Genomic DNA, 16615 nt, shown 5'->3' with positions numbered 1-16615 from the left:
CCTGCGGTACACTGGCCGCATGATTGCCTTCCTGCCAGCTGCCAGCACCGACATTCCAGCCCTGTGGGAACTGCGCACGCGCGCGCTTCGCAAGCAATGCGCCGCCCATTACGCGCCGGATATATTGAACACCTGGGCCGCGGCCCCGGCCCCTGCGGCCTATCCCGCACTCCTGAAGCAAGGCGGCGGCATCAAGGCGCACATCGGCGGCGAACTCGCCGGCTACGCCATCCTCGAACGGGAACGCAATGAAGTCGATGCGGTCTTCGTGGACCCGCATTTTGCCGGCCGAGGCGTCGGCAAGGCCTTGATGCGCGCCCTGGAGCAGCTGGCCAGCCACCCCACGGCCCTGCACCTTTACGCCTCGCTGAATGCCGTGCCCTTTTACGAAGCAGCAGGCTATCGCGCCATCGAAAGCATGCAGTACCAGCACCCGTCGGGGATCCTGCTGGACTGCGTGTTCATGACCCGCGGTTAGGCGACCTTCTTGTTTTCGTCGAAGAACTGCGCGTCTTCGGTCGAACCGTGCAGCGCGGTGGTGGAGCTCTGGCCCTGCTGGATGGCCAGGGTCACGGCGTCAAAGTAGCCGGTACCGACTTCGCGCTGGTGCTTGACGGCGGTGAAGCCCCTGGCTGCGGCCGCGAACTCGGCTTCCTGCAACTCCACGAAGGCCGACATCTGGCGCCGCGCATAGCCGTGGGCCAGGTTGAACATGCCGTAATTCAGCGAATGGAAGCCCGCCAGCGTGATGAACTGGAATTTGTAGCCCATGGCGCCCAACTCCTTCTGGAACTTGGCAATGGTGGCGTCGTCCAGGTTCTTCTTCCAGTTGAAGGACGGCGAGCAGTTATAGGCCAGCATCTTGCCCGGGAACCGGGCATGAACGGCTTCGGCGAATGCCTTGGCAAAGGCCAGGTCCGGCTTGCCGGTTTCGCACCACACCAGGTCAGCGTAAGGAGCATAGGCCAGCGCGCGCGCGATCGACTGGTCCAGACCGTTGCGGACCTTGTAGAAGCCCTCCACGCTCCGTTCGCCGGTGCAGAAAGGCTTGTCGTTATCGTCCACATCGGAAGTCAGCAAATCCGCCGCCTCGGCGTCGGTGCGTGCAATCACCAGGGTCGACGTGCCCATCACATCGGCCGCCAGCCGCGCAGCGGCCAGCTTTTCGAGCGCCTCGCGGGTAGGCACCAGCACCTTGCCGCCCATATGGCCGCACTTCTTCACGGACGCCAACTGGTCCTCAAAGTGCACGCCGGAAGCGCCCGCCTCGATCATGGCCTTCATCAGCTCAAAGGCGTTCAGCACGCCGCCGAAGCCGGCTTCCGCGTCGGCCACGATGGGCGCGAAATAATCGATATCATCCTTCCCCTCGGACCACTGGATCTGGTCGGCACGCTGGAAGGTGTTGTTGATGCGGCGAACAACCATCGGCACCGAATTGGCCGGATACAGCGACTGGTCCGGATACATTTCGCCGGCCAGGTTGGCGTCGCCCGCCACCTGCCAGCCGGACAGGTAAATCGCCTTCAGGCCGGCCTTCACCTGCTGCATGGCCTGGTTGCCGGTCAGGGCCCCGAGCGCATTGACGAAAGGCTCGTTGTTCACCAGGTGCCACAACTTTTCCGCGCCGCGCTTTGCCAGGGTGTGTTCAATGGCCAGGGAACCACGCAAACGCACCACGTCTTCCGCGCTATAGGTGCGGGTGACGCCTTTCCAGCGTGGATTGGTATCCCAATCGTGCTGCAAAGCAGCGATTTGTTCGGCGCGAGTTGCCATGATGATCTCCTACGAAAGCGTTAGAAAACGAAAACCGTTAGGGATATCTTAGGCTTGATTGTTTGGGTGCAACACTGTCTTATATAAGACACATGAGCACTATTTATCCTCGACGAATCATGCGCTTAGCAGCAATATTCCATGATACGGAACGTAATTTCTCATTTCGAGAGAAACAAGGTTGGTTGAATTGGTGCACTTTCCATCGCATGAAACGATGTTTTCACATCGTGGAAAGCGCAACAATATCAGGCAAGCTTTTGCCGTGCCACCAGCACCCCATCCAGGTCCGCATAAATCCAGTCGCCTGGTTGGATGGCCACGCCGGCAACCTGCACGTTCACATCACGCTTACCGACACCATCGCGCGCGCTGCGCTGGGGGTGCGTAGCCAGGGCCATGATGCCGACATCGCACTCCGCCAATTCCGCGCTATCGCGCACGCAACCATCGACGATCACGCCAGCCCAGCCATTATTCTGTGCCAGCAAGCCAAGCTGGCCCCCGACCAAAGCCCGGCGCAAGCTGCCCCCACCGTCCACCACCAGCACCCTTCCCGCGCCCGGAGTTTCCAGGGTTGCCCGCACCAGCGCGTTATCCTCATGCACCTTCAGCGTCGCCGCCGGCCCGGCAAACCGGGCCCGCTTGCCAAAGTGGCGGAAAAATGGCGACAGCACTTGCAGGCTACCGTCATCCAGCATGCCAGGATTGTCATCACAAAGGTCAGTCGTAGCAAAACTCATAGCATCACTCCCAAAAAAGTCGGTACCAGGTCTGTCATTCGGACACAGACACAATATCTTTGATTTAGCTCAATACGCAAATCTGGGTCATTTTGCGTATTGAGAAAGATCAAAGAAATGTGCCGTCTGTCCAAATGACAGACCTGGCACCGAATTTGGCAACCTATTTACGCGGCGGCGCCGGCAGTGGCGCGGGTGCGGCTGCCGACGCCTGTGGCGGTGGCGATTGCGAGCAGCAGGAAGAAGGCAATGCCGGCAAAGACAAACTGCGGCTTGCCGGCGTCCATCATCAGGCCGAACAACAGTGGGCCGACCGACAGGCCGCTGTCGAGGCCGGAGTACACCACGCCATACACGCGGCCCGTGGCATTCTTCGGCGCGGCGGCGCGGATCATCAAGTCGCGCGATGGGCCGGCTATGCCGGAGAAGAAGCCGACCAGCGCCATCAATACCAGCGCGCCCCAGGCAGGTACAACCGCCAGCCCAAGCAACAGCGCCAGTACGGCAGCCAGTGCGAATGCGGCGGCAATCGTGCGGTCATGGTTCTTGCGGCCAGCGCCAAGGAAGCCGCCCAGCATCATGCCTGCCGCGGATGCCAGCATGTAGGCTGTGAACGCGCTGGTCGCCATCGCCAGCGACATCCCGTATAGCTTGACCAGGCCGGTCGAGGCGAAACTCTGGATGCCGCCCAGCGCCAGCGCGGTCAGGAAGAAAAATCCAAAACACATCCACACCGAAGGCAGGCGCAGGAAGTCAAGCGAGCCTCCGTTTTGTGCGCCGGGCGCATGCGCAGCAATCGGGTCGGCTCGCAGCGCTTCACGGTTCCACCACAGGATCGCCAGCACAATCGCAGGCAGTGCAGCCGCCGACAACAGGGCTGTGCGCCAGTCGGTGGCGCTGGCTACACCCGTCAGGAACAGCGGCGCAGCAGCCCAGCCAAGGCTTCCGCTGATGCCGTGCACCGAAAAGCCATGCGCCAACCGGTCGCGCGATACGCGCTGGTTGAGGATCGTGTAGTCGGCCGGGTGGAAGATGCTGTTGCCCATGCCTGCCATCAGCGCGCCCGCCATCAGGCCGGCATAATTCTGGGCGTTCGACAGCACCAGGGCCGATATGCCCAGCATCGCCATGCCGGCGAACAGCACACGGCGCGCGCCCACCCGGTCGACCACGAAGCCGGCCAGGGCCTGGCCAATGCCGGAAACGACGAAGAATACCGTCATCAGCAATGCCAGTTCGGAGTAGCTCAGGCCAAAGGCCGTCTTCAGCCAGGGAAACAGCGCTGCCAGGATCAGGTGGTAAAAGTGCGAGACGCCGTGCGCCAGCCCGACCAGGCCGATCACACGGGCGTCCGTGCGTAAGGTTTGATTATCCATTCCGTACCTCGTTCCTATTGAGAATGGAAATATTGTAGGAAAACCTGGAGCGTCTGTTTTGAGCTAGGATGACATCATTTATCGCAAAACCGCCAACCCATGCCGATCCAGGTCGTCACCCATACGGGACCACACGAAAGCCGCCGCGAACCGAGCGACGGACAGCCTGTCACCATGATCGCCCGCGACCTGATTTGCGAACGGGCCTTGCAATGGCATTCCCACGATTGCGCGCAACTGACCCTGGCACTGGACGGCGTGATCCGCCTGAACGCCATGGACAGCAGCTGGATCGTGCCGCCGCAACGCGCGATCTGGACCGCGGCCAATGTCGAACACTCGCTGAGCGTGATCGCGGCCGCCCGGCTGCGCCCTGTCTATTTCGTGTCGTCTTACGATCCGTTCCCCGGCGAACCATGCAAGGTACTCGAAGTGTCACCGCTGCTGCGCGAGCTGGTCATGGCGCTGGAGCAGGAAGATCAGGAAGTGCCAAGCCATCGCTCCCAATTGATCAGCAACCTGATTCTGGATGAACTGCCGCACCTGGCAACGCGCCCGATCCGCGTCCCGATGCCGCGCGACAAACGCCTGAAAGGCCTGTGCGATGCCTTGCTTGCCGATCCGGGCGCGACCCAGACTTTAGAGGAATGGGCCAGCAAAGCCGGTGCTTCGGAGCGTACGCTGGCGCGCCTGTTTGAAAAAGAACTGGGCATGAGCTTCGGCCAGTGGCGCCAGCAGGCCCGGCTGGCGCACGCCGCGCCGATGATTTCCGGCGGCATGCCCTTGTCGCAAGTGGCCGATGCGCTGGGCTACTCGAGCCAGTCGGCCTTCACTGCCATGTTCCGCAAGACCTTCGGCTGCCCGCCGACCGAATTCTTCAGCTCCCGCGTCTGATCGGCGCTGCGCCCTGCTGGCGCCGGCTTGTTTCGGCGTCGACCATTTCACGCAGCCTCACGAATAACGGTGCCGTGGCAGTGTGCTTGCGGCCGTACCCCAGGTTGAAGGCATAGTCGAAACCGGGCGGGTTATCGCCCTGGTTGTGCTGGAGGATGGTTTCCAGTTTATCGAAGGCTTTTACCGCCTGGGCTTCTGGCGTGGCGGTGGCTTCATACTCGTCCCACAGGGCGATGATTTCCGCGCGCAGCAGCGGGTCGAGGTCGCGCGCCAGGATGTGCAAGTCTTCGCGTTCCTGCGCTGACTTGCCGGGATGGGCATGCTGGTGGATTGCAGGAATATCGCCATGGATTGCTTCGCCGAGGTCGTGCACGATGCACAGCTTCAGCACACGGGCCAGATCGAGGCCGGGCAGTTCGTCGGCGAACACCAGCGCCATCAGCGCCAGCCGCCAGCTATGCTCGGCGGTGCTCTCCGGCCGGCCGCTCGAGGTAAAGCCACTGCGCAGGACACTCTTGAGCCGCTCTGCTTCGCGCAGGAACGCCAGCCGGCCCGCCAACCTTGACTCATTCATGCAGTGCTCCTATCGAGATCCATACGTTTATCGCCCCTGGACTTCGGCTGCCACCGGAGAAGCCCGGCGCCGGCGGCAAGTTGTCTGCCGGACGCCTGGCCGCTGAGCTCAGGCCTTGCGGAAGGCCAGCTCGTTGCCGTCGGCTTCGATGCGGATCGTATCTTTCGGGCCGAAGCGGCCTTCCAGGATCAGCTTCGACAACGGATTCTCGATCTGCTGCTGCACTGCGCGCTTGAGCGGACGTGCGCCATACACCGGATCGTAGCCCGCCTCGGCGATCTTCTGCAGCGCGGCGTCGCTCACTTCCATGCCCATGTCCATGCGTTTCAGGCGCTGCTCCAGGATTTGCAGCTGGATGCGGGCGATCGAGCCGATATGCTTGTCGTCCAGGCCGTGGAACACCACGATCTCGTCGATCCGGTTGATGAACTCGGGACGGAAATGGCCGCGTACTTCGGCCATCACCGCCAGCTTCACCACTGCCGGATCAGCTTCGTCGAGCGACTGGATCTTCTGCGAGCCCAGGTTCGAGGTCATGATCACCACCGTGTTCTTGAAGTCCACGGTGCGCCCCTGTCCGTCCGTCATGCGGCCATCGTCCAGCACCTGCAGCAGCACGTTGAACACGTCCGGGTGCGCTTTTTCAATCTCGTCCAGCAGGATCACACTGTAGGGCTTGCGGCGCACGGCTTCGGTCAGGTAGCCGCCTTCGTCGTAGCCCACATAGCCCGGCGGCGCACCGATCAGGCGGGCTACCGAGTGCTTCTCCATGAATTCGCTCATGTCGATGCGGATCAGCGATTCTTCCGAGTCGAACAGGAAGTTCGCCAGCGCCTTGGTCAGCTCCGTTTTACCGACACCGGTCGGGCCGAGGAACATGAAGGAACCATACGGGCGGTTCGGGTCCGACAGGCCGGCGCGCGAGCGGCGGATGGCATCGGCCACGGCACTGATCGCTTCGTCCTGCCCCACCACGCGTTCGTGCAGCTTCTCCTCGATGTGCAGCAGCTTGTCGCGCTCGCCTTGCATCATGCGCGAGACCGGAATGCCGGTCGCTCGCGACACCACTTCGGCAATTTCTTCGGCGCCGACCTGGGTGCGCAGCAGTTTCGGCTTGTCGCCGGACGATTCTGCGGCGCCGGCGGCTTCGGCCTGCTTCAGTTGCGCTTCCAGTTCCGGCAGTTTGCCGTACTGGAGTTCGGACACGCGCTGCCAGTTGGAAGCGCGCGTCGCCTCCTCCATCTGCTGTTTGATGCGCTCGATTTCTTCCTTGATGTGGGTGGTGCCCTGCACATTGGCTTTTTCGGCCTTCAGCACTTCCTCGTAATCGTTGTACTCGCGCTGCAGCTTGGCGATTTCATCGTCCAGCAACTGCAGGCGGGCGCGCGAGGCTTCGTCCTTTTCGCGCTTGACGGCTTCCTTCTCGATCTTGAGCTGGATCAGGCGCCGTTCCAGCTTGTCCATTACCTCCGGCTTGGAGTCGATCTCGATCTTGATCTTCGAGGCGGCTTCGTCGATCAGGTCGATCGCCTTGTCGGGCAGGAAACGGTCGGTGATGTAGCGGTGCGACAGCTCCGCTGCTGCGATGATCGCAGGGTCGGTGATTTCCACCTTGTGGTGCAGCTCGTACTTGTCCTGCAGGCCGCGCAGGATGGCGATGGTCGCTTCCACGCTTGGCTCGTCGACCAGGATCTTCTGGAAGCGGCGCTCCAGCGCGGCATCCTTCTCGATGTATTTGCGGTATTCATCCAGCGTGGTCGCGCCGAGGCAATGCAGCTCGCCGCGCGCCAGCGCAGGCTTCAGCATATTGCCGGCGTCCATGGCGCCCTCCGCCTTGCCGGCGCCGACCATGGTGTGCAATTCGTCGATGAAGACGATGGTCTGGCCTTCGTCCTGCGCCAGCTCCTTCAGCACGGACTTCAGGCGCTCCTCGAACTCGCCGCGGTATTTGGCGCCTGCCAGCAGCGCCGCCATGTCGAGCGACAACACGCGCTTGCCGCGCAGGGAATCCGGCACTTCGTTGTTGACGATGCGCTGCGCCAGGCCTTCCACGATGGCGGTCTTGCCGACGCCGGGCTCCCCGATCAGCACCGGATTGTTCTTGGTACGGCGCTGCAGCACCTGGATCGCGCGGCGGATTTCATCGTCGCGGCCGATCACCGGGTCCAGCTTGCCCATGCGGGCACGCTCGGTCAGGTCGAGGGTGTATTTCTTGAGGGCTTCGCGCTGGCCTTCCGCTTCCTGCGAGTCGACCTTGGCGCCGCCGCGTACGGCGTCGATGGCGCTTTCCAGCGCCTTGCGCTGCAAGCCGTTTTCGCGCGCCAGCTTGCCGGCGTCGCCCTTGTCTTCGGCAATCGCCAGCAGCACCATCTCGCTGGAGACGAACTGGTCGCCGCGCTTCTGGGTTTCGCGGTCGGCCTGGTTCAGCATATTGACGAATTCGCGGCCGACCGTGACGTCGCCGCCGGACACCTTGGGCATGCGCTCCAGCGCATGCTTCAAGGCCTGCGCCAGCCCGCCGACATTCACGCCGGCACGCTGCAGCAGCGAACGCGCGCCGCCGTCTTCCTGGTTCAGCAGGGCCAGCAGCAGGTGCGCAGGCTCGATGTACTGGTTGTCGTTGCCGACGGCCAGGCTCTGGGCATCGGCGAGTGCTTCCTGCAGTTTTGTTGTAAGTTTGTCTTGACGCATGTCGAACGCTCCTGATGAATTGTCAACGACAATCTAAGGACGCGTTGACAGTTTTCAAGACCACTTTCTCAAAGCTTCATCGTCGCTGTTGCGCGCATCGACCCAGCGGGCGCCTTCCGGCGTCTGTTCTTTCTTCCAGAACGGCGCCTCGGTTTTCAGGTAATCGATGATGAATTCGCAAGCCGAGAATGCCTCGCCCCGGTGCGGTGAAGTGACCGCCACCAGCACGATCTGGTCCATGGGCTTGAGCGGCCCGACGCGGTGGATGACCAGCGCGCCATAAATCGGCCAGCGTACCTTGGCCTGGTCGATGATGGCCTGGATCGACTGCTCGGTCATGCCGGGGTAATGCTCCAGCTCCATTTCTGCAACGGAGGCGCCTTCGTTCAAGTCGCGCACCGTGCCGACGAAGCTGACTATAGCGCCAACTTTAGCGTTGCCGGCGCGCAGTTGCGCCATTTCTTGCGTCAGGTCGAAATCTTCGGCCTGGATCCGTACTTCGATCATTTCCCCTCCGCGCCAATCTTGCGGAACAACTGCTCGATGCGGCTGGCAGTGCGTGCGTCCACCAGTGCGGGCATGGCACACAGGGCAAGTAACTGGGCGGAGTGGCTGGCCGGCTTCTGGCCGGACTTGAGGGAGGATTGCAATACTTCCACCTGCATTTTCAATCGGTCTTTCGCAAATTCAGCACCGCTGTCGATGCCGGCCATGATTTCGAGGCGCAGCACTTCGGACAGCAGGGGTTGACGGTTGGTATCCAGTTGGCCGGCATAAGCGGCCCGCGCCGCGGCGCCCTCCCCGGCCGCTTTCAGTGCGGCGTCAAAGCGGGTGCGCAGGGTGCGCTCCTGCTCGGCAGGCAGGGCCGCCAGCGCCTGCCAGCGATTGCTCCATGCGGCGCCATCGATATCGCCGGCCTCGGCCAGTGCACTTTCCAGCGCCTGCGCCAGGCGCAGTTTTTCACGCAGGGCGCTGGCTTGCGCCGCACCGGCGCGCTTGCGGATGGATTCCGCCTGCGATTGCAGGGCGCCGACGGCGGCGCGGTAGCGCTGGTCGATTTTCTGTTCGCTGGCGCGCGGCACTACGCCTGAGGCATGCCATGCGGCGGCGCCATCTTTCAGCGCTTTGCCGATGGCGGCCAATACGGCCTTGTCGTCGCCTTCGAAGGTGGCCGATTCCAGGCCCGCGCAAATCGCCTCGCGTGCGTGCAAGTGGGCCTTGCGCTCATGGTCGGCCGCGTGGGCGTGTTCCTTGCGCCGGGCGAAAATCTGGTCGCAGGCGGCGCGGAATTTTTGCCACAGCGCCTGCTCGGTCTTGCGTTCCAGCGGCAGGGCGCGGGCGTGGCCTTGCCAGGATTCCTGCAGGCGGCGCAGGGTATCGATGGTGTGGCGTTCGAGCGGATTGAGTTTGCCGACTTCCTCGATCAATTGCTCGCGGCGCGCCACCTCGATCTTGCGCTGCGAATCGAGGGGCGCCATCAAGGCGTCCATTGCCTTGCTGAAGGCCGTGTCCAGGCGCTTCTTGTCCTTGCGGTCGATGGTGCCGAGGCGGCCCCAGGCCTGGCGCAGCCGCTGCGTCGATGAAGCAAGCGTGCGCCAGTCATGGGTGTGCGGCAGGTTGCCGGAGGCCGATTCCTCGCGGTCGACCTCGGCGCCGCCGGCGGCTTCCAGTTGCGCTGTGTCCCTCGCGATCAGGGCATTCGCCTCGTCGACCAGCTGTTGCGCTTTTGCAGCATTGGAGTGGCGTTCATCCGCCAATTGCTTGAAATGGGCGGCGGCGGGGGCGTAGGCGGCAGTACAGGCAGCGTCGAATTTTTCCCACAGCGACTTGGGTGCGGCGCCGGAGACGCCATCCAGCGCCTTCCAGCGTTCGCGCATGCTGCCGACTTTCTTGGCCAGCTCGCTCATGCCGAGGCCTTCGGCCGGCAGGCTTTCCACGGCGTGCACCAGTTCTTCGCGCGAGACGTTGCCGCCCCAGCGTGCCCAGTCGCCCAGGCGCTTCAAGTCAGCGCGCACATGGGCCAGGCGCTCGGCCTGGGCCGGCGTCAAGCGGCCGGTTTTGCTTTCTTTCAGCGTTTTATCGTGCTCGGCGGCAATATGAAGCTGGCCTTGCGCCAGTGCTGCCTCCATGGCTTCCACCAGTTCCATGAACTGGCGATTGGCTTCCTGCTCGGCAGGCGACGGCTTGTGCTTTTCCCGTGGCGGGCGCGCTGCGCGGGCGGCAGTGGCATCGTGGCCGTCGGCATGCAGGACGGCGTCGCCTTGCGCCGGCGCGGGCGCGCTGGCCATCGGGGCAGGCGCGGCGCTGTCCTCCGTGCCCGGGCTGGCCGCGGCCTGCGCCGCGGGGGACGCCGGCATGGCCAGGGCGGCGTTGGCAGCCGGCGGCTGCGCGGCGCGCTCGGCCGCCAGCGCGGCATCGAAATCGTTCAGCAGGTGGCGCGGCAGGGAAGCCCGTTCGGGCGCCGCCATATGGGCTTCATGTTCGGCGGCCAGCCGCGCCAGCTCGGCGGCATCGGGATGCTTGCGCAAGGCTGCCAGCGCATCGATCATGGCGCGCTGCAGGGAAACCTGGGCTTCCAGCCGCTCGGCCAGCGCATTGCGGATATGGGCAAATTCAGCCGCCGCGGTAGGCGCCGCATCAACCACCTTCCATTGACGGTCCAGGTCAGCCACCAGGTTCGGGGTCAGCTTTTCATCTGCCAACAAACGCTGCGCGAGAGCAATTGAGGCCTGCGCCTGCTTCTGCTCGGCCTGCACGTGCCGGATCGCATCCAGCCGCCCCTGCATGAGCTTGGCCACCCGCCGGTCCGAGTTGCGCACCGCCTGCTGCACTTTCTCCAGCGCATCCTGGGATACGACATGTTCGGCTGCCGCCAGGCGCACGTCGGCAAATTCACTGTTCAGGATAAGCTCAACCGCAGCAGCTTCGTCGCCCGCGAGGTTGCGGGCCAGCTCGGCTTGCGCCGAGCGGCGTTCTGCGGGAGTGCCAAGCGGTGCCTGCGGTCCGCCGGAGCTGGGCTGGCCGGCAACACTGGCCTGGCTGGCCTGCTGCTTGAAAAGGAACTCAAACATAGATGTGCTATGAATGGATCAAAACCACCATCATAGCGCAGCGCCGCCCGACAGGGGCGGCGAATGCAGGCACGGCGTGTTCAGGCCGTATCCGCAGCGGCGCGATGGGCCGAACGCGTGCGCCGGTGGTAGCGCAGCTTCGGCACAGGAACTGCGGCCTCGTCTTCACTTCGCAGGGAGGCACGCACCTGCTTGGCTTCCAACAAGGCTTTCCTGTCTTTTTCGGCGGAGGCCGGGACACGGCGCGCTTCCACCACTTGGGCATCATGGGCCAGGAACTTGTTCGCAATATCGAACCACGCTTCGCCGCCAATGGTGGCGCGGGCGATCGCAAACAGTTCCTTTTCCTCTTTCTCCAGGCGCTGCAGCAGCACGGTGCAGAAAGTCTCAATCGATTGGCAAATTTCCGTCACTTGCTGTTCGCTGTATTCCACCGCCGAATCGAGGTCCGCCTGCAGCCGCCGGATCACCGACAAGGCAGACTGGTTCAATCGGCTCAGCTCGTCCAGCAACTGGTTGGCTTGTTCCGTCGCATCTTGCAGCGCGGGAATCAGGTACAGCTCGATCTTGCGCCAATGGCAGGCCTGGTACAGGCGCTCCAGGGTTTCGCAAGCATATTCAAGCTGGGACAGGGTCAGGCGCTGTTGCCGCAACAGCGTCGATTGCACGTATTTTTGAAACGACAGCAGGCTAAGGCGCACGTTAGCCTGTTCAACGGATAACGCAACTAATGTATATGTGGCCGTTAACATTCTTGCTCCCAAATATCGCTACGCGGAAACGGAAGTACAAGTGTAAATAAGCCCGACAGGTTCGCTTTGACGTACATCAATGTAACGTCACATGCCCTGCCCAATTTAGGAGGTTTTCCCATCCAGCGCAAGGCGAAGATCAACCATACCAGCTTCTCGCGACGCCGTCACTGTTCCGCCAAATCTGCGCATAAGTTGTTGCATTCCGATATTCTCCGACAACGCTTCACCCGTGATTTCACGCGTTCCGCGGCTGCGGAAATAGTCAAGCAGTTTCTGGAACAGGATATTTCCCAGCCCTTTTCCTTTCAGGTCGGAACGCACGATGATCGCGAACTCCGCTTTCTGGTTGTCCGGGTCGGCCACTGCCCGTACCACACCCAGCGTTTCCGCCTGGCCATCGGCACCGGTGCGGGTGGCGATAAAGGCCATGGCGCGGTCGTAGTCGATCTGGGTCAGCCGTGCAAGCTGGGTCGGCGGCAACTCCTTCATCGCCGAGAAAAAGCGCAAGCGTACGTCGTCGGGGTCGAGCTGGCTGAAGAAGCGCACGTGGGCCGGCGCATCTTCCGGCCGGATCGGGCGCAGTAACAAGGGGCCGCCCTGCCACTGGATTTCCTGCTCCAGCTCCTGCGGATAAGGGCGGATCGCCATGCTGCTTTCGGCGCGCCGCGGGCCCAGCACGGCACGGGCGCCGTGCACCTGCAGCACCCCGTCCACCACGGTGACGGGATCGATCTCCAGTGCGGCGATTTCGCCGATGTCGGCCACCAGTTCGGCGGCGTGCACCAGGGCGCCGCACAGGATTTCGCGCTCATCGACCAGGGCGCGGCCGACGCCGGTGCGCCGCAGCATGTCGCGCGCCAGCACGGTATTCAAGGGCGGCAGGCCGACGGCGCGGTCGTCCACCACGCGGCCGGCGCTGCCGCCCAGGCCGACACTGATGGCGGGACCGAAGACCGGATCGACCTGCATGGCGATGCGAAGCTGCTGCACATTGCCGCCGGCCGGCTCGCTTGCCAAGGGCAGGCCGTACGCTGCCAGCAGTGCGGCCAGGTCGGCTGGCGCCAGCTCGCCCTGGCCAGCGGCGCGCGCGGCTTGCACCAGGTTGCGCGCGGCCTGCCGCTCCGGCACCGAATGCGCCGGCACCTGGCCCGGCACTTCAATCAGCAAGGCCTGGTTGCGCGAGTATTGCACCACCTGGCTGTAGGCGCGCACCGCCTTTTCGGGCGTGTCGTAGGTCGGCAGGCCGGCATCGGCAAATACCTGCCGTGCGCCCGCCACCGAAGCGCCGCCCAGCCAGCAGGAAAGCACACTGCGCCCGCTCTGGCGCAGCATCGGCGCCAGAGCCTGCGCCACGCCGGTGCTGGCTGCCGCCGACGATGGCGCGTGCACGATCAACAGCGCGTCCGCGCCGGGGTCGGCCAGCAAGGCGCCGGCCACGGCAACATGGCGCTCGGCGCTGGCTTCGCCGCCGATGTCGATCGGGTTGGCCAGCAACAGACCGGGCGGCAGTTCGTTGCGCAGGCGCTTGCCGGTGTCGGGAGAAAATTGCGCCAGCTTGCCGTGCACATATTGCAGGGCGTCGGCCGCGAGCTTGCCGGTGCCGCTGCCGTTGCTCATGATCGCCAGGCGCGTGCCGCGCGTGGGCCTGGCACGCGCCACCGTTTCCACCGCGTCGAACAGGTCGGCCGAAGAATACACGCGCAGCATGCCAGCGCGGCGGATCACCGCGTCATAAACCTTGTCGTCGCCGCTGCGGCCTGCCTTCAGCACCACCACCGGCTTGCCGCGTGCGGCCAGGCGGGCGGCCGAAATGAATTTGCGGGCGCAGGTCACCGATTCGATGTGCATGATGATGGCGCTGGTGTCGTCGTCCGCCGCCAGGTAGTCCAGGATGTCGCCCAGGTCGATATCGCCGCCCTCCACCACCGATACCACGCGCGAGAAGCCGATGCCATGCAGCTGCGCCCAGTCCAGCACCGCCGTCATGAGCGTCGCCGATTGCGAAATGAAGGCGGTCTTGCCCGGCTTGGCGCCGGCGTGGGCGGCGCTGGCGTTCAAGCCTGCCAATGGCGCCACCAGGCCGATGCCGCCCGGGCCGAGGATGCGCAGCAGGTAGGGGCGCGCGGCGCGCATGACCTGCTGGCGGATGGTGTCGCTGACCGGGGTCAGGATGATGGCGCCGCGCGTGCCCCGGCCCCCCAGGTCGGCGATCAGCGCGGCTACAGTGTCCGGCGGCGTGCAGATGATGGCCAGGTCGGGCGTGCGCGGCAAGGCCGACAGGCGCGGATAGCACGGGATGCCGCGCAGCTGCTCGTACTTCGGGTTGACCGGCCAGATCGCGCCGGCAAAACCGCTTTCGGCCATATTGTTCATCACCTGGGTACCCATGCGCTCGGGCCGCAGCGAGGCGCCGACAATGGCCACCGAGCCGGGCTCGAACAGGCTGTCCATATTCCTGATACTCATGGCGGCGCTCCCTTACCAGCGTGAATAGTGATCCTCGGTCACGCCTGCAAGCTGCGTGACGATGCGTTTCGGCCCGTCCGGTTCGCCGCGCACCCAGCCGTTGAAGTGGCCCACCGGCTGGATATAACGGCTGGCGGCCACCAGCAGGTTGCGGTTCTGGCGGCGCGCCCCGTCCGGGGTGAAGAACAATTCAAGCTGGTCGTCTTCCGTGAAGATATGCCAGCGCTGCATCGGGTCGTGCGGGTCGAAAATGAAATGCGCGGGCGCCAGCGGCACTACTTCGCCATCGATCCAGAGCGCATTTTCGTTCCCGCCGAAATAGCCTGATTGCAGGTTGAAGCCCATTCCCAGGCTATGCCCGGAAGCCCAGCGCCATGACGTCTCGCGCGCCAGCAGGCCGTTCGAATAATCGAAGCTGGCGACGCCGCCATCGAGCTTGTATTCGTCGCGGAAGGTGCGCACCTGGCCGCTCAAAGGCATGCCGGGTGACTTTTGCGTGCCGTGCAGCGCCCCGCCCTGCACCGGTCCCGTGGCCAGCAGCAGCGGCGCGATCGGCGGCCCGAATTCGGCGTCGATTTCCATGTAAGGGCAGCGCAGGGCAAGTTGGTACCGTTCTCCTTCCAGCGGCTCGATGCTGATCTGCGTGCTGCGCGTGCGGAACCAGCTGGCGGCGCCAGCGTGCCCGCCGACGCCGACCGACATGCGGCCCGGCAGGCCGTCTTGCGAGAAATTGGCCATCATGTCGTTGTCGTGGCGGTCGAAAACATAGGCGAAGCAGGTGCTGGTCCAGCCCAGGTCAACAATGGCAACTGCGGCCATCACATGCTCGGAAACCAGCGACACGTAATGCCATTTCTTGTGGTGGAAGCGGCGCCACAGGCTGCTGCGCGCATGTTCGCCGGCCAGCAGATGCCAGTCGAAGGAATCCGTCGCGCCGGAAAAGCGGCCCAGTAACGGCTTGCCGTCGGCGCCGACCACGCGTTGCGGTGCGGGGGCCAGCTTCATTGTGCGACTCCTTGTGCGTCCAGCTCCGCCTGTAGCGTGGCTGCGAATTCGGGCGGATCGCTGGCCTGCACCTGCACATGCGGGCAAGCGTGCCAGTTGGCCAGGCGCTGCACGGCGCCAGCAACGTCGCGCACGAAGCGCCCGCTCACGCGGGCGCCCGGTTCCAGCGCCAGGTTTTTCAGCTCGAAGATGCCGCCGCGGCGGTGCGCCTTGGCATCGATGCGCCCTACCAGCGCACCGCGGCGCAGGATCGGCAGCGTGAAGTAGCCGAAGCGGCGCTTTTCGGCCGGCGTATAGCATTCCAGGCGGTAGTCGAAGCCGAACAGGTCCAGTGCGCGGCGGCGGTCCCACACCACCGGGTCGAACGGCGACAAGATGGTGGTCAGGGTCGGCGCCAGGCTGCCGTTGGCGGCGGCCTGTGCCAGGTCGGCCAGATCGCGGTGCACGAAAACGGGATCTTTCCAGCCCTCGACGCGCGCACGCAGCAGCAGGCCTTGGTCAGCCAGCGCTTCCAGGTCGGGGCGCGGCGGCTTGGTGCGGTAGTAGTCGGCCACCCAGGCGCTGCGTGCCAGGCCAAGGGCGCGCACGGATTTCAGCGCCAGTTCGCGCCGGGTTTCATCCATGCCTGGCATCTGGCTGTCGTTCCAGCCCGGCAATACGCGCTCGGCCAGGTCGTATACGCGCTGGAAATTGTGGCGGCGGGCGATCATCAACTCACCGGCGGTAAACAGCACCTCCAGCGAACGCTTCTCCGGCTTCCATTCCCACCAGCCACCGCCCTTGCCGTCGCTTCGTTCGAAGTCGGCCGAACGCACCGGCCCATTGCTGCGGATATGCTGCAGCACCCGGTCCACGTCGGCGCGCCGCTCCTGCATCCACTGCGCCGAATACTTCCATCCCATTGCGCTCGGGTCGACCATGCGGTGGCGCAGCAGGCGGTAGTCTTCGATCGGCACGAAACAGGCTTCATGCGCCCAATATTCGAACAGCGCGCCTTCAGCCAGGTGCTCCTCCAGCCAGGGCTGGGGATAATCGCCCAGGCGGCTCCACAAAACCAGGTAGGGACTGCGCGCCACCACGTGGATGGTGTCGATCTGCAGCACGCCCATGCCGCGGATCGCCTGCAGCACGTCGGCCTTTTGCGCCTTGCGCCGGCGCGGCTGCAGCAAGCCCTGCGCCGCCAGGTGCAGCGCACGCGCCGCGGCGAGGGTGAGATTCAGTTCGGTCAAGACTCGATTCCTGTAGGAGGTGAACGCCTATTCTA

The 16615-nt window shown here is 64.1% G+C and carries 13 protein-coding genes; 2 read left to right on the top strand and 11 right to left on the bottom strand.

Going from position 1 to position 16615, the window contains the following annotated elements; translation table 11 throughout:
• Positions 1-19 precede the first annotated feature (19 nt).
• Complete coding sequence (locus tag ASD07_RS24155; protein ID WP_055936242.1) at positions 20-478, top strand: GNAT family N-acetyltransferase; 459 nt, start codon at positions 20-22, stop codon at positions 476-478.
• On the opposite strand, the gene aceA is transcribed toward ASD07_RS24155, so the two are convergent.
• The 3 genes from aceA to ASD07_RS24140 form a co-directional block, all read right to left on the bottom strand.
• On the bottom strand, positions 475-1776 hold the full coding sequence (gene aceA / locus ASD07_RS24150) for an isocitrate lyase (RefSeq protein WP_055936239.1): 1302 nt from the start codon (positions 1774-1776) through the stop codon (positions 475-477). The two genes, ASD07_RS24155 and aceA, sit on opposite strands and share 4 nt — an antisense overlap.
• Positions 1777-2024: 248 nt before the next feature.
• Positions 2025-2519 (bottom strand): ribonuclease E activity regulator RraA, encoded by a 495-nt coding sequence (rraA, locus tag ASD07_RS24145; protein ID WP_055936236.1) that lies wholly within the window; start codon positions 2517-2519, stop codon positions 2025-2027.
• A gap of 167 nt (positions 2520-2686) precedes the next feature.
• Positions 2687-3895 (bottom strand): MFS transporter, encoded by a 1209-nt coding sequence (locus tag ASD07_RS24140; RefSeq protein WP_055936233.1) that lies wholly within the window; start codon positions 3893-3895, stop codon positions 2687-2689.
• Positions 3896-3994: 99 nt separating this feature from the next.
• Between ASD07_RS24140 and ASD07_RS24135 the strand changes: the two genes are divergently transcribed.
• On the top strand, positions 3995-4789 hold the full coding sequence (locus ASD07_RS24135) for a helix-turn-helix domain-containing protein (protein ID WP_055936230.1): 795 nt from the start codon (positions 3995-3997) through the stop codon (positions 4787-4789).
• On the opposite strand, the gene ASD07_RS24130 is transcribed toward ASD07_RS24135, so the two are convergent.
• From ASD07_RS24130 to ASD07_RS24095, 8 genes are all read right to left on the bottom strand, one after another.
• A complete protein-coding gene (locus ASD07_RS24130) occupies positions 4773-5363 on the bottom strand; it encodes an HD family hydrolase (RefSeq protein WP_055936227.1) in 591 nt (196 codons plus the stop codon). The two genes, ASD07_RS24135 and ASD07_RS24130, sit on opposite strands and share 17 nt — an antisense overlap.
• Positions 5364-5471: 108 nt before the next feature.
• Positions 5472-8054 (bottom strand): ATP-dependent chaperone ClpB, encoded by a 2583-nt coding sequence (gene clpB / locus ASD07_RS24125; protein WP_055936224.1) that lies wholly within the window; start codon positions 8052-8054, stop codon positions 5472-5474.
• 54 nt (positions 8055-8108) lie between these two features.
• Positions 8109-8561 carry a molybdopterin synthase catalytic subunit MoaE gene (gene moaE / locus ASD07_RS24120; RefSeq protein ID WP_200953852.1) on the bottom strand — a complete coding sequence of 151 codons (453 nt, stop codon included), beginning with the start codon at positions 8559-8561 and terminating at the stop codon, positions 8109-8111.
• Complete coding sequence (locus ASD07_RS24115; RefSeq protein ID WP_055936221.1) at positions 8558-11125, bottom strand: DUF349 domain-containing protein; 2568 nt, start codon at positions 11123-11125, stop codon at positions 8558-8560. The genes moaE and ASD07_RS24115 overlap by 4 nt, the downstream gene beginning before the upstream one ends.
• Positions 11126-11205: 80 nt before the next feature.
• Positions 11206-11877, bottom strand: coding sequence for a hemerythrin domain-containing protein (locus ASD07_RS24110; RefSeq protein ID WP_156398162.1), 672 nt, complete (start codon positions 11875-11877; stop codon positions 11206-11208).
• Positions 11878-11982: 105 nt separating this feature from the next.
• Positions 11983-14346, bottom strand: coding sequence for a bifunctional acetate--CoA ligase family protein/GNAT family N-acetyltransferase (locus ASD07_RS24105; protein WP_055936215.1), 2364 nt, complete (start codon positions 14344-14346; stop codon positions 11983-11985).
• Between the two features lie 12 nt (positions 14347-14358).
• The gene (locus ASD07_RS24100) at positions 14359-15351 is read right to left on the bottom strand and encodes a DUF2804 domain-containing protein (protein ID WP_055936213.1); all 993 of its coding nucleotides are present in this window, start codon (positions 15349-15351) and stop codon (positions 14359-14361) included.
• A complete protein-coding gene (locus tag ASD07_RS24095; RefSeq protein ID WP_055936210.1) occupies positions 15348-16580 on the bottom strand; it encodes a winged helix-turn-helix domain-containing protein in 1233 nt (410 codons plus the stop codon). The genes ASD07_RS24100 and ASD07_RS24095 overlap by 4 nt, the downstream gene beginning before the upstream one ends.
• Positions 16581-16615 lie beyond the last annotated feature (35 nt).

Source organism: Duganella sp. Root336D2, assembly GCF_001425005.1.
GTDB lineage: Bacteria > Pseudomonadota > Gammaproteobacteria > Burkholderiales > Burkholderiaceae_D > Rugamonas.
This window is presented reverse-complemented; position numbering and strand designations above follow the sequence as displayed.

What these genes read in the sequence shown, in the direction of transcription:
- ASD07_RS24155 (WP_055936242.1), top strand. Translation starts at nt 20, where the DNA reads ATGATTGCCTTCCTGCCAGCTGCCAGCACCGACATTCCAGCCCTGTGG.
- aceA (WP_055936239.1), bottom strand. Translation starts at nt 1,776, where the DNA reads ATGGCAACTCGCGCCGAACAAATCGCTGCTTTGCAGCACGATTGGGAT.
- rraA (WP_055936236.1), bottom strand. Translation starts at nt 2,519, where the DNA reads ATGAGTTTTGCTACGACTGACCTTTGTGATGACAATCCTGGCATGCTG.
- ASD07_RS24140 (WP_055936233.1), bottom strand. Translation starts at nt 3,895, where the DNA reads ATGGATAATCAAACCTTACGCACGGACGCCCGTGTGATCGGCCTGGTC.
- ASD07_RS24135 (WP_055936230.1), top strand. Translation starts at nt 3,995, where the DNA reads ATGCCGATCCAGGTCGTCACCCATACGGGACCACACGAAAGCCGCCGC.
- ASD07_RS24130 (WP_055936227.1), bottom strand. Translation starts at nt 5,363, where the DNA reads ATGAATGAGTCAAGGTTGGCGGGCCGGCTGGCGTTCCTGCGCGAAGCA.
- clpB (WP_055936224.1), bottom strand. Translation starts at nt 8,054, where the DNA reads ATGCGTCAAGACAAACTTACAACAAAACTGCAGGAAGCACTCGCCGAT.
- moaE (WP_200953852.1), bottom strand. Translation starts at nt 8,561, where the DNA reads ATGATCGAAGTACGGATCCAGGCCGAAGATTTCGACCTGACGCAAGAA.
- ASD07_RS24115 (WP_055936221.1), bottom strand. Translation starts at nt 11,125, where the DNA reads ATGTTTGAGTTCCTTTTCAAGCAGCAGGCCAGCCAGGCCAGTGTTGCC.
- ASD07_RS24110 (WP_156398162.1), bottom strand. Translation starts at nt 11,877, where the DNA reads ATGTTAACGGCCACATATACATTAGTTGCGTTATCCGTTGAACAGGCT.
- ASD07_RS24105 (WP_055936215.1), bottom strand. Translation starts at nt 14,346, where the DNA reads ATGAGTATCAGGAATATGGACAGCCTGTTCGAGCCCGGCTCGGTGGCC.
- ASD07_RS24100 (WP_055936213.1), bottom strand. Translation starts at nt 15,351, where the DNA reads ATGAAGCTGGCCCCCGCACCGCAACGCGTGGTCGGCGCCGACGGCAAG.